13 protein-coding genes are annotated in these 13,003 nt (G+C 41.7%); all 13 read left to right on the top strand.

Annotation, left to right across the window (positions count from 1 at the left end; all coding sequences use genetic code 11):
• Window positions 1-57 precede the first annotated feature (57 nt).
• The gene (locus tag DWX59_RS01935) at window positions 58-1,131 is read left to right on the top strand and encodes an LCP family protein (RefSeq protein WP_117555773.1); all 1,074 of its coding nucleotides are present in this window, start codon (window positions 58-60) and stop codon (window positions 1,129-1,131) included.
• Window positions 1,132-1,194: 63 nt separating this feature from the next.
• Window positions 1,195-1,872 carry a hypothetical protein gene (locus DWX59_RS01930; RefSeq protein ID WP_117555771.1) on the top strand — a complete coding sequence of 226 codons (678 nt, stop codon included), beginning with the start codon at window positions 1,195-1,197 and terminating at the stop codon, window positions 1,870-1,872.
• Window positions 1,873-1,966: 94 nt separating this feature from the next.
• Complete coding sequence (locus DWX59_RS01925) at window positions 1,967-3,910, top strand: polysaccharide biosynthesis protein (RefSeq protein ID WP_353626740.1); 1,944 nt, start codon at window positions 1,967-1,969, stop codon at window positions 3,908-3,910.
• Window positions 3,911-4,150: 240 nt separating this feature from the next.
• The gene (loaP, locus tag DWX59_RS01920; RefSeq protein WP_117555769.1) at window positions 4,151-4,663 is read left to right on the top strand and encodes an antiterminator LoaP; all 513 of its coding nucleotides are present in this window, start codon (window positions 4,151-4,153) and stop codon (window positions 4,661-4,663) included.
• 42 nt (window positions 4,664-4,705) lie between these two features.
• Window positions 4,706-5,971, top strand: coding sequence for a DegT/DnrJ/EryC1/StrS family aminotransferase (locus tag DWX59_RS01915; RefSeq protein ID WP_117555767.1), 1,266 nt, complete (start codon window positions 4,706-4,708; stop codon window positions 5,969-5,971).
• Between the two features lie 22 nt (window positions 5,972-5,993).
• Window positions 5,994-6,671: a sugar transferase gene (locus DWX59_RS01910; protein WP_117555765.1), complete on the top strand. Its 678-nt coding sequence runs from the start codon at window positions 5,994-5,996 to the stop codon at window positions 6,669-6,671.
• 38 nt (window positions 6,672-6,709) lie between these two features.
• A complete protein-coding gene (locus DWX59_RS01905) occupies window positions 6,710-7,708 on the top strand; it encodes an ATP-grasp domain-containing protein (protein ID WP_117555763.1) in 999 nt (332 codons plus the stop codon).
• Window positions 7,705-8,328 carry an HAD family hydrolase gene (locus tag DWX59_RS01900; protein ID WP_117555761.1) on the top strand — a complete coding sequence of 208 codons (624 nt, stop codon included), beginning with the start codon at window positions 7,705-7,707 and terminating at the stop codon, window positions 8,326-8,328. The genes DWX59_RS01905 and DWX59_RS01900 overlap by 4 nt, the downstream gene beginning before the upstream one ends.
• Before the next feature lie 37 nt (window positions 8,329-8,365).
• Window positions 8,366-9,538 carry a glycosyltransferase family 4 protein gene (locus DWX59_RS01895; RefSeq protein ID WP_117555759.1) on the top strand — a complete coding sequence of 391 codons (1,173 nt, stop codon included), beginning with the start codon at window positions 8,366-8,368 and terminating at the stop codon, window positions 9,536-9,538.
• Complete coding sequence (locus tag DWX59_RS01890; protein WP_117555757.1) at window positions 9,535-10,677, top strand: glycosyltransferase family 4 protein; 1,143 nt, start codon at window positions 9,535-9,537, stop codon at window positions 10,675-10,677. Before DWX59_RS01895 ends, DWX59_RS01890 begins: the two co-directional genes overlap by 4 nt.
• Window positions 10,674-11,309 carry a dTMP kinase gene (locus DWX59_RS01885; protein ID WP_117555755.1) on the top strand — a complete coding sequence of 212 codons (636 nt, stop codon included), beginning with the start codon at window positions 10,674-10,676 and terminating at the stop codon, window positions 11,307-11,309. The genes DWX59_RS01890 and DWX59_RS01885 overlap by 4 nt, the downstream gene beginning before the upstream one ends.
• Before the next feature lie 11 nt (window positions 11,310-11,320).
• Window positions 11,321-12,373, top strand: coding sequence for a protein kinase family protein (locus DWX59_RS01880; protein ID WP_166460152.1), 1,053 nt, complete (start codon window positions 11,321-11,323; stop codon window positions 12,371-12,373).
• On the top strand, window positions 12,366-13,003 hold a 638-nt coding region (locus DWX59_RS01875; protein WP_166460151.1), incomplete at its 3' end, for a nucleotidyltransferase family protein. The genes DWX59_RS01880 and DWX59_RS01875, both read left to right, overlap by 8 nt.

Genomic DNA, 13,003 nt, shown 5'->3' with positions numbered 1-13,003 from the left:
GGGGGGGGGGGGGGGGGGCGATAAATAGGCTATGGACCGCTATAGATAAAGGGCAATATGAGACGGAAAAAAAACATTCGGATTCAAAGCCGTAAAAAATGGATGGCTGCAGTCATCGCGGGGGTATCGGTCCTTACTGCATTTTTTCTATACCGGACCGGTCAGCTGTATTTAGAAAAAAGAGCATTGGCAGAGGAGGTCCTGCAGTGGCATCAGGATGCGGACGGAGACAGGGGACAAAGCGCAGTAGACAGGATTGAGTATCAGGGAAAGATTTACCGCCGTAATACGTATGTCAAAGCCATCCTGTGCATGGGAATCGACCGGCCTGGAAGCCTTAAGGAAACCATGGTCGCCGGGTCCGGAGGCCAGGCAGATGCAATTTTCCTTGTTGCGCAGGATGTGGCCAGGGATAAGGTTGAAATCCTAATGATACCAAGGGATACCATGACAGAAATAACCCTGACTGATTTAAGCGGCAATGTGCTGGGCAGGGATATCCAGCATCTTGCATTAGGTTATGCCTATGGAGACGGAAGGGATAAAAGCTGCCAATATATGAAAGAGGCGGTGAGTAATCTGTTGGGAGGCCTGGCCATTGACGGATACATGGCAATCAGCATGTCTGCCCTGCCAATCATTAATGACGGGGTGGGAGGCGTTACCGTGACCGTGAAGGAACAGGAGATGGAACGGGCGGATCCTGCATTCATTTACGGACAGACGGTCACGCTTAAAGGACGGCAGGCAGAGGAATATATCCGCTACAGGGACACCGGCCAGGCGCAGAGCGCACTGGGGCGTGCGGAACGCCAGAAATCATATATAGAAGGGCTGCTTCAGGCAGCAAAGATAAAATCAGGAAAAGATGACAGCTTCGTGTCCGGCCTATTAAAGGAAATGGAACCCTACATGGTGACTGATATGACAAAAGACAGATATTTGGACATGGCCTTAGCCTTCCTGGGAGGAAACCAGGATTTGGGGGAGTCAGACATGATGACACTTCCGGGAAAAGCGGTGGAGACACCTATTTACGATGAATACCATCCTGATAAATCTCAGATCAGGCCTATTATCCTGGATATGTTTTACCGGGAGGAAACAGCTGATACGGATATAGGAAAATAGGTATGATAATGAATACTTATAATAAATGTTTAATTTTAATTCATGAAAGGAAGGGTAAAGATTATGAGAAAAAGGATTACAACAATTGCGTTAGTAGCTGCGCTTGCAGCGTCACAGGCAGTGATTTCCTATGCCGCCAACAGCCCTGGCACGGGCCCGGTCATTGGTGGAGGGGATAGTGATTATGACATTGGGGAGAGGGTTGACAGTGTGTTAGGCAAAGGCAGTTCCGCAACAAGTCCCACAGCAACCAGTTCTGGCCAGGGAACCAACGCGGTTGGCATTGGCGTGGGCCAGACAGTTGGGGAATCAACGGTCACTACCAACGACAGGGGACAGGCTGTTGTGGGAAATACCGCACTTGAATTTGTACAGGGAAACAGCGGGGCCGTATCGGGACTTCCTGAAAACGTAGTAAATGCCATCAACGGCATTAACAGCGGGCAGCCGCTGAACCAGGTCATTTCTGACGTTGATTTAACCGGATATAATGCGTTGGTAGGCACCCATGCAATTGTGACCAAAGATGCGGTAACAAATACGGAAAAAACAGGTCCGGTGGAAGTCCCGCTGTATGTTCCGAATCTCGTTGATGGATTGGGGGAAGTACAGGTACTCTTTTACAATAACCTGACCGGTACCTGGACCGTGATACAGCCAAGCAGGGTGGACGCAGCTTCCAAGACGATTTGGTTTAATATTCCTAACTCAGGTACGCTTTCTGTAATCTACAAACGATAAAGCCCTGAATTACGGTACAAAGGGGAATGTGAAAGTGATAGGTAAAAACAAACTTGTATTAGAAAAATATCTGCCCCGCAGTAAAAAGGTGAGGATGAGGATACTTTGGGGTTATGATATGGCCATGGTATGGATTTGCGCGTGCCTGGCCCTGGGATTAAGATTTGACCTTAGTCTTTCCTCTGTCCCCATTGAGTATGCCAGGGAAGTATGGAAGTACGGACTTTTGCAGATGGCCGTGGTGTCCCTTGTTTTTTATGCGGGGCACCTTTATGCCATCATGTGGGGAGTCTCAGGTGTCCGGGAAATGATGCAGGTCCTGCTGGCTTGCCTGGTTGCTGCATTGGCACAATCCGTAGGCATTTTATTATTTGATGCGCGTATGCCAAGGAGTTATTATGTGCTGTGGTTTGTGCTGATGGCCGGGTCAGCCATGATTGGCCGGGTCAGCTTCCAGGTACTTCAGAAGATTACGGACAGGATAAACCGCTTCCTTGAGAAAAGCATTCCGCCCCGGGTGATGATAATCGGCGCGGGAAAAGCAGGAACACTTATACTTAAGGAAATGAAAGCCAGTGAAAAGGTCCATGGATATCCAGTCTGCATGATAGACGATGACAAAGACAAACAGGGGCGGGTTATTGATGGCGTATCCATTATGGGCAGCCGGAAGGATATAGCTAGACTTGTAAGGGAGAAGGAGATTGATGAGATTTATGTGGCCATCCCTACTGCTCCTCCCGAGGATATAAAGGATATTTTGAAAATCTGCCAGGGAACAGGGTGCCAGGTCAAGATACTTCCCGGTGTGTACCAGCTTATGAATGGCGAGGTCACGATTTCAAGACTCCGGAAAGTGGAGATAGAAGATTTACTGGGAAGGGAACAGGTAAATGTAAATCTGGATGAAATCATGGGTTATGTCAAGGGAAAAGTGGTTCTGGTCACTGGCGGAGGCGGCTCCATTGGCAGTGAACTGTGCAGGCAGCTGGCAGGCCATAAGGTAAAGCAGCTTATCATATTTGATATATATGAGAATAATGCTTATGAAATCCAGCAGGAATTAAAACGGAAGTATCCGCATCTGGATATGGTGGTGCTGATTGGCTCCGTGCGCAATACGAACCGTCTAGATTATCTTTTCCGTACATACAGACCTGATATTGTGTATCACGCAGCGGCTCATAAGCATGTGCCTTTAATGGAGGACAGTCCCAATGAAGCCATAAAAAATAATGTCTTAGGCACGTATAAAACAGCCAGGGCCGCCATTAAATACAAGGCGCAGCGTTTCATACTCATCTCAACAGACAAGGCAGTGAATCCAACGAATATCATGGGAGCAAGTAAGCGCCTCTGTGAGATGGTGGTTCAGATGAGCAATCAGAAGAGCAGTACGGAATTTGTCGCGGTCCGCTTTGGCAATGTGTTGGGAAGCAACGGAAGTGTAATCCCGCTATTCAAGCAGCAGATTGAAAGCGGCGGCCCGGTGACAGTGACACATAAGGATATCATACGTTATTTCATGACGATTCCGGAAGCGGTAAGTCTTGTAATCCAGGCCGGTGCCTATGCAAAGGGCGGAGAAATCTTTGTACTGAACATGGGGAATCCGGTCAGGATTCTGGATATGGCTGAGAACCTGATCCGTTTATCCGGTTATGAGCCATACAAAGATATCGATATCTGCTTTACCGGATTGCGTCCAGGAGAAAAACTGTATGAGGAACTCCTCATGGACGAAGAAGGATTGCAAAAGACGGTCAATGACAGGATATTCATTGGAAAACCCATTGATATGGATTATGACCGGTTTGAGAGGGCGTTACAACGTCTGGGGGAGGCGGCCCTTAGTGAAACCGCTAATATGAGGCTGCTGGTACATGAACTGGTACCTGAATACCATTATAAGAATATGGATTCAGATATTGCAGCCGCAGAGGCGGCGGTCAGCCAGGCCACTGGTGTGACACCTGTGAATCCGGAGCGGTTTGCACTGCATAAGAAGATAGCAATGTATAATCTGGGAGTGAAGTAAGGAAAAAGGGTATGAAAGCAGAATTGTCGCTTTGCCGCATTCTGGGGTCATACCTGTTATATTGTTGAATTTTATCTGTGGAGAGAACTACTATATACCTTAGAGTGGATTAAGGTGTAAGGGATATCCATGGAATGGCGAAGCATGCTCTTTTAAAACCATGCTGCCTGATTCGGATTGCGGTATCATTACAGAAAAGAATTTTTAAATAAATCCTGGAACAGATTTGGAGGGACGGGGATGGAAAGCTGGTATGCAGTACAGGTGAGGACCGGAAGGGAAGAAGCAGTACTGCAGTTAAGTAAAAAGATGATAGATGAATCTGTTTTGAAGGAGTGTTTCATTCCATACTACGAACGTATGAAGCGCTTTCAAGGGGAATGGCATAAGGAACAATATATTTTATTTCCGGGATATATCTTTCTTGTTACAGAACAGGTGGATGTACTGTTCTGGGAATTGAAAAAAGTACCGGGATTAACAAGAATTCTTGGAGATGGAATGGAATTTGTTCCTATAAAAGAGGACGAAAAGGTGTTTTTGCAGAAGATGGGAGGCAGCTCCCATTTGGCAGAAATGTCCAAGGGGATTATAGAAGGTGACAAGGTTATCATAACGTCAGGTCCCTTGTCAAAATTTAAAGGTGAGATTACATATATTGACAGACATAAGCGGCTGGCAGTGATTCGGATTGAGATGTTTGGCAGATGGATGGATGTGAAGATAGGGTTGGAGATTGTGCATAGGGAATAGTTAGAAATACCATATCTATTAAGAACTGGAGAGGAAAATGAAATGGATACAAAGAAGGGTTATGAAAAGTTTGCAAACAAGGTTTGGCTTAGTTCACCGACCATGCACGGTCTGGAATTAAAATATATGATGGAAGCCTATGAGTCCAACTGGATGTCTACAGTAGGAGCCAACATTAATGAGGTGGAACGCCTTACCTGCGAGAAGATAGGATGTAAGTATTCTGTAGCTCTTTCTGCCGGAACAGCGGCATTACATATGGCGGTGAAGCTTGCAGGAGTCAAATCCGGGGATAAGGTTTTTTGTTCCGACCTAACCTTTGGCGCCACTGTAAATCCAGTTGTCTATGAAGGGGGAATTCCGGTTTTTATTGACACAGAGTATGATACCTGGAATATGGATCCCGCTGCATTAGAGAGGGCATTTGAAATTTATCCAGATGTAAAGGTAGTGCTAGTGGCACACTTATATGGTACACCAGGCAAAATAGATGAAATCAAGTCAATATGTGACAAACATGGCGCTTTGATTGTGGAAGATGCTGCTGAATCTCTTGGCGCAACATATAAAGGCATTCAAACAGGGACCTTTGGTATGTATAATTGTATTTCGTATAACGGAAATAAAATCATTACTGGTTCATCAGGGGGCATGCTGCTGACAGATGACCTTGATGCGGCAAATAGGGTGCGCAAATGGTCTACGCAGGCTAGAGAAAATGCTCCTTGGTACCAGCATGAGGAATTAGGTTACAATTATCGTATGAGTAATTTAATAGCAGGCGTTGTACGTGGGCAATATCCATATTTAGAGGAACATATTAAGCAGAAAAAGGAAATATATGAGCGGTATAAAAAGGGACTGTCAGGATTGCCGGTTCGGATGAATCCATATGACAGCAATAAATCTGAACCTAACTTCTGGCTGAGCTGTATGTTAATTGATGAGGTAGCAATGTGTAAGCAGGTCAGAGGAGAAAAGGAGGCTTTGTATATCAGTCAATCCGGTAAAAGCTGTCCGACAGAGATTTTGGAAAATTTATCAAAATATAATGCCGAAGGCCGTCCAATCTGGAAACCCATGCACATGCAGCCCATATATAGAATGAATGGTTTCATCACCCGTGAAGGAAACGCAAGAGCGAATACAAATGCATATATTGAAGGTGGAGACAAAGGAAAGGATGGTATGCCATTAGATGTTGGTATGGATATCTTCCATCGTGGATTGTGTCTGCCGAGTGATAATAAGATGACGGCCCAGCAGCAGGAAACAATTATTGAGATAATTAAGAATTGTTTTGAATGAGGATTAAAAGGTGGAAAAGATAATGCATATAAAAAATAAGTATTATATCCCTCATCAAAAAGGATTCTATGAGAAATATATAAAACGTCCACAGGATTTTATCTGTGCATTATTAGCTTTAATCGTTTTATCCCCAATCCTGCTAATAATCATGATTCTTGTGCGGATTAAATTGGGAACACCTGTGTTATTCAAACAAAAGCGTCCGGGACTGAATGGGGAGATATTCACTTTATATAAGTTCCGCACGATGACGGATGAAAGGGATGCTGATGGTAATCTTTTACCGGACGAGGAACGTCTTACACCATTTGGAATGCAAATCAGGCGGCTTAGTATCGATGAACTGCCAGAGATATGGAATATTCTTAATGGAACACTTAGTGTAGTTGGACCGCGGCCATTGTTAGTGTCTTATCTGCCTCTTTATAATGAACAACAGGCAAGAAGGCACGAAGTCAGGCCGGGCCTTACTGGCTATGCACAGGTGCATGGGCGGAATTCGATTACATGGGAAGATAAGTTTGATAAAGATGTCTATTATGTAGACCATATTACTTTTATAGGAGATTGGAAAATCGTTTTTCAGACGGTGAAGACTGTTCTAAAACGTGAAGGAATCCATTCACAGACAGCAGCGACGATGGAGTCTTTTACAGGTACGCCTAAGCAGATATCCGTGGAAGATGCAAATGACTAAAAGTTTGTTTAGCGGTTGAAATACAGAAGGAGAGCAGGATGAAAATACTTTTTACCAGTGTTGGACGCCGGGTGGAATTGATGCAGGCCTTTCGCTGTGCAGCAGAGAAGTTAAAGGTGGATTTAATAATCATAGGAACAGATATAACAGAAGATGCCCCGGCATTGTATTTCTGTGATAAAACACAAATCGTATGCCGGATTAAAGATAAACAGTATATTCCAATGCTTCTTAAGTTTTGTAAAGAAGAAAAGGTGGATTGTCTGATACCGACGATTGACACAGACTTGTTGGTTTTAGCAGGGAATAAGGAACAATTTGAGGCAATTGGGACAAAAGTGTTAGTTAGCGCAGCAGATAAAGTAAAACTCTGCAGAGACAAGAATTATACTGCTGACTATTTTATTTCATTAGGATTAAAATCTCCGTTACCATTTAGTGATGTGGTAAAATATGAAGCTGCCTTTGAGGCTGGAAAACAGCATTTTCCCGCGTTTATAAAACCCAAGGATGGCAGTTCAAGTATGAATGCTTACAGGGTGGATAATTTAGAAGATTTAAAACTGTATGCAGAAAAGATTGAAGATTATATTATCCAGCCATTCATAAGCGGCAGGGAATATACGATTGATATTTTCTGTGATTATTATGGAAATCCGGTATATATTACTCCCAGGGAGAGATTGGCAGTCCGTGCAGGGGAAGTCCTTAAAACAAAGATTACTCAAGATGATACCATGATAGATGAAATCTTGATGTTAATCAAAGATTTTAAACCTTGTGGACAGATTACGGTACAGCTTATCCGTGATGAAAATACTGGGGAGGATTATTATATCGAGATTAATCCACGTTTTGGCGGCGGCGCACCTCTTAGTATGAAGGCAGGAGCTGACAGCGCGGGAGCCGTAATTAAGATGCTCACAGGCGGAAGAATGGAATATGTGGAAAAAGCTGCGAGGGACGGAGAAATATATAGCCGTTTTGACCAGAGTATCTGTGTGAAAAAGGGAAAAGCCAGGATAGGTAACAGATGATTGAGATAAATCAAATAGCAGATGTACTGAACTATATAGAAGGGCTGAAAGCTGTAGTATTTGACCTTGATGATACGCTTTATGGAGAAAAGGAATATATACGAAGTGGATATAGTGCGGTAGCAAAGGTTATTCCCCAGGTGGAAAATGCAGAAAGGAAGTTATGGCGGTTTTTTTTGGAAAAGAAGCCTGCCATAGATGAAGTCCTTTCCATGGAATGTATATATACAGAGGAAATCCGTCAGGGATGTCTGGTGGCATATCGTTTACATGAGCCGGATATTCATTTGTATGATGGGGTCATGGAAATACTGACAAAACTAAGAAGTGATGGATATAAGCTAGGTATCATTACAGATGGCAGGCCAGAAGGACAGAGGGCGAAAATCCAGGTTTTAGGATTAGGGAAATACATGGACCATATTATTGTTACGGATGAACTTGGCGGTGTTAAATATAGAAAACCAAATGAAACTGCATTCATTCAGATGGCAGATAAGTTAAATGTGGCTTTTTCCCAGATGTGTTATGTTGGGGATAATATTAAAAAGGATTTTATTGCCCCCCTAAAACTTGGGATGAGAGCGGTGTGGTTTAGAAATCAGGATGGTTTGTATTGAGAACTGCGGTTGAAACAAAGGAAAAGCAGGTAGTCAGATGGCGTTGAAGAAACAAGTATTAATTGTATCCCAAGTGATACCGCAGTGGTATGTGGATGTATTGACTGATGCATTGGGAGAAGGGGTACATATAGATATCATTACTGGCAGCAATGTCAGGGGGAATGTTATTAAATCTCCAAAGCATGAAGCGGACAGTTTGAAATCCAGGCTTGTATGTTGGTATAGACATTTCCGTTTTGTAAATCAGTGGATAAAAGAAAATCAAAGCATACACTATGATTTAGTATTTGCAGTATCAAATCCACCAATCAATTCATATTTAGGGTTAAAACTTAAAAAGAAGTTTCAAGTCCCTTTTATTTATATGAATTGGGATATATATCCGCAAGTGATTGAAAGTACCATAAAGAATCCGGCAGTAAAAGTTATCTGCAGGCTTTGGCATGAATGGAACTCTGTAAACTATCCCCAAATTAATCAAATGTTAACCATAGGGGAGCAGATGGCGGTATCCATAAATAATAGACTTAGAGAAAAGATAAAGATTACCTGTATCCCGATTGCGGCGGATATAGGGCTATTACAGCCAATGGAAAAACAGAAAAATCCATTTTGCCAGGAATACGGACTTTGCGATAAGTTTATTGTTCTTTATTCCGGAAAAATGGGTATGGGTCATAATATAGAGGTTATATTAGAAGCTGCAAGGGTACTTCAAAATCAGAGGAAGATTTGTTTTGTGTTTATAGGAAATGGTCCCAAATATCCAATGGTGGAGCAGTTTATTAAGGAAAACCAAACGGAAAACATAAAGTTATTTCCATTGCAGCCAGATAATATATTTCCTTATTCAATGGCCTGTGGCGACATAGGGATTGTGACACAGGAAGCGAGCATGGCCCATTTGTTCATGCCGAGTAAAGTTTATAGCATGATGGCCTGTGGTGAAGCAATTGTTGGTATTTGTACCAATAAGGATGATCTGTATTCTTTGCTGGAAAACAATCCGATAGGTATTGCGGTTACAGATGAATCAGCAGATACTCTTGCCAGGGAGATTTTACATTTATATATGGACAAAGTAACTCTTGAACGTTATAAGAAATGTGCCAGAATAACGGCGGAAGAGAAATTTAGCAGTATAACAGTTACGAAACAGTATAAAGAATTATTTAAGAGGTACATGCTGCAGGGGGAGATTGGATGAATATTAAGTTTGCCTTAGACGTTACCTGGGTTCGTCATAAAATTGTTGGAGGCACAGAATCTTTTACCCATAACCTGCTTCAGGGTTTTATGGAGACAAAGGATACGTTTTCATTGTATATTATTGCTGCGTTGGATAATGAGCAGTATTTCAGAAAATATGAAGAGGATGAAAGAATACATCTGATTATTGCGCCTGTGAACTCAGGTTCTGTACCAAAAAGGATTATATGGCAGAATTTATGCCTAAGCCGCTTTCTAAAAAAGAACAGATTAGGGCTTTGTTTGGAACCCGTTTATGCGAAACCATTTTTTAATATTAGCGGAATAAAATTTGTTACAGTTATTCATGACTTGGAAGCACTGCATTTTCCGGAAAATCATTCTTGGATGACTAATATTTGGCTTCGTTTAAGCTGGTTTAACACGGTAAGGACATCGGAGCAGATTGTCTGTATTTCAAATTTTGTCCGTAGGGATATTTTAGATACATATAAAATATCCGGAGATAACCTGACAACCATTTATGATCCAATTACGATTGATGTATCTGATAAATGTGATTTTGCCAGAATGAAAATGCAATATGGAATTAATCCGGGGGATTATTATTATACGGTTTCCAAATTAAACCCACATAAGAATCTTGTAACCCTTGTTAAGGTATTTGGGGAAATTAAGAAACAGAATATCCAGGATATTCCCTGTAAGCTGGTGATTAGCGGTGTGAATGGCGGTATGGAGGAGGAATTGCGCCAAGTGGCAAAATCCTATTCACTTACAGATGAACTCATTTTAACCGGTTTTGTGGAAAATAACGTCCGTAATTGTCTGTATAGCAATTGTAAGGCTTTCTTGTTCCCAAGCGTTTTTGAAGGTTTTGGAATGCCCTTAGTAGAAGCAATCAGTTCAGGTGTGCCTGTAATTACAACGAACATGGTGTGTATTCCGGAAATCACTCAAAATGCGGCAAGCTATGTGGAGGATCCTTATTCGGTAGACGAATGGATAGGAAAAATAAAAAGTGCCTATATATCAGAAGTAAAGTTTGATGAAGGTATCTATAAGCCGGATTACATAGCGCATCAATATCTGGTCGTTTTAGAAAAATGTAAAACGAAAAGGCGGGGAAGAAGATGATTTCAATAAGCGGTATCGATTGTTGTGGTAAATCAACGCAAATTGAACTTTTATGCGAAGAACTAAAAAGCAAAGGGCAAAAATGTGAGGTTATATGGAGCCGTGGCGGATATACCCCGGGAATCCAGGCGGTAAAAAGATTTTTCAGGAAAGAAAAAAATATAAGTAAAGAAGAGCGCATTAAGTTTTCCGAGGAGGTAAATGGTAGCCCGATAAAGAGGAGGCTACTTTTTATTGCATCATTGATGGATTTGTGGTTGTATTATACCCTGGTTTTGCGATTAAAAGAGATTTTTGGAACAACAGTAATCTGTGATCGTTATATTTGGGATACATATATTGATTTTAAATTGAAATACACAGAGTATGATTTTGAGCATGGCTTTTGGTGGAGACTAACATTGAAAACCATGCTGAAACCAAATCCGTCAATTGTTATGTTTATACCAGCAGAGGAATCTATGCGCAGAAGTGGTTTGAAGGATGAACCATTTCCCGAGCCCATTGATGTGAGGCGGAAACGAATCGAAATGTACGATTTTTTAGCCAGGAGAAATGTGTGGCAGTGGCGTATTGAGGCAACAAATACGATTGATAAAGTCTTCGATGACATCAGAAAGGCTTGTATATGAAAATCAGTCAGATGCTTTTAAGAGAAGATTTCTATAGAATAAACGAGGAAACGCTGGACAGGTATTACGCTGAAGAAACACAGAATACAAGGTTATATATATATCCCCAGTTAAATGCAATTGTTACTGCTAAGCCAAGCAGGAAGGTGTTGGAATATCTTTTGTGTGAGTATAGCGTCCGTAATAATGCTTTGAAAAGAATTCTGACGGGGGCATATGTGATCCTGTGTTTAAGCAGCTACGGATGTATGAGCTCAAAGAAGATAACAGTACATGCTGCGATTGACGATAATACATTAATATATCCGTGTAATAGAAAATACAGGATTTTCAACTTTTCAAAAAATACAGTAGAGGTTATACCCAAATATGGATTTCCACAAGACGATTTAAAAAGAGAAATCTTTTTTCGGACCCAAAATGGATTACCAGATTTTGTCCCACAGCTGATTTCATTTACCTCTAACCGTTATATGGAGAAAATTATAGATGGAAGGCCCCTGGCCCGTATCTCTGATGATTATGATATATATGTCAATCGGGCTTATAATATACTTTATGAGTATGCAAAGGATAGAAGGCGTATAGTCAGCGGTTCAAAATATGCAGAAGAGTTATATGCCTTGGTATGTAAACAGATAAGTGTTAAGGTGAGAAGACAAGAGACAGTGAGATGTATTGCAAGTAAGTTGGCATCAGTGGTAAAGAGGGCAGACGAAATTATTCTGCTTTTTTCCCACGGGGATTTACAGGCAGGAAATATTTGGGTTGAGAATAAGACGGAAAAGATTTTCATTATAGACTGGGAATCCTGGGGAGAACGAAGTATCTGGTATGATAAAGCTGTTCTGATGGAAGGACTTAGGCCAGATGGAATTGGGAGTTACTGTAAGATTGAAAGACCAAAAGAGAAAGAAGCCTGTGTTCTTTTGGAAGACCTGATATTCCAGCTTCGTGAACTGGAAACTTTGCCAGGTGATTTTGGATCTGACAAATTTGATGAATACCTGGCCTGTTTAGAAATGCATATGAGAGGTAAGAAGTATGGATTGTCTTGTGAATAGAATTATGTGTCAGTCGCTTAATCAGGTACAACCAGAGGATGGAGTAGTTAATGAAATCCGGGAAAGGTACTTAGAGATAAGAAATCAGTTAATTGATAACGCAAAGAAAAATAAAATGATGCCTTTTATTGCAAAAATGTTATTGGATGCGGGAATTGATTCAACCTATTGGAATGATGTACTAAAAGAATACCGGTTAAGAAATAGTAATGCAAAAGCGGAACTTATAGCAATACTGGAATGTCTGGGTCAAAATGGGATTTGTGCATATCCCATTGAAAATTTTGCTTCATTAATATTGACTGGGGCAGACTTAGCTATGTTTGCTTCTGGTGATATTGATATTTACGTACAAAGCAGGGAATATGAACGGGTCAACATAATAATGCAGGGACTGGGGTATTTTGCTGAAAGCAGATCGGAAATTTGTGGGGATTTTTATAGGAAGCCTGGCGTTGAAATCGGTTTCAATATGATGTGGACATGGCAGGCGAGGGAGAACTGTCCTATGGAAACGAAGTTAGAACAAAATAATCTGGGAGTAAACGCAGAAATTGCTGATTGGGTTATTGATGGTATTGAGGTTGGGCTTGGTATTATGGGGGGATGGGGAGTGTTGGGGGGGGGGGG

The organism is Enterocloster aldenensis (genome assembly GCF_003434055.1).
Lineage (GTDB): Bacteria > Bacillota > Clostridia > Lachnospirales > Lachnospiraceae > Enterocloster > Enterocloster aldenensis.
The sequence above is the reverse complement of the archived record's forward strand: the minus strand, read 5'-3'. Positions and strand labels throughout refer to the sequence as shown.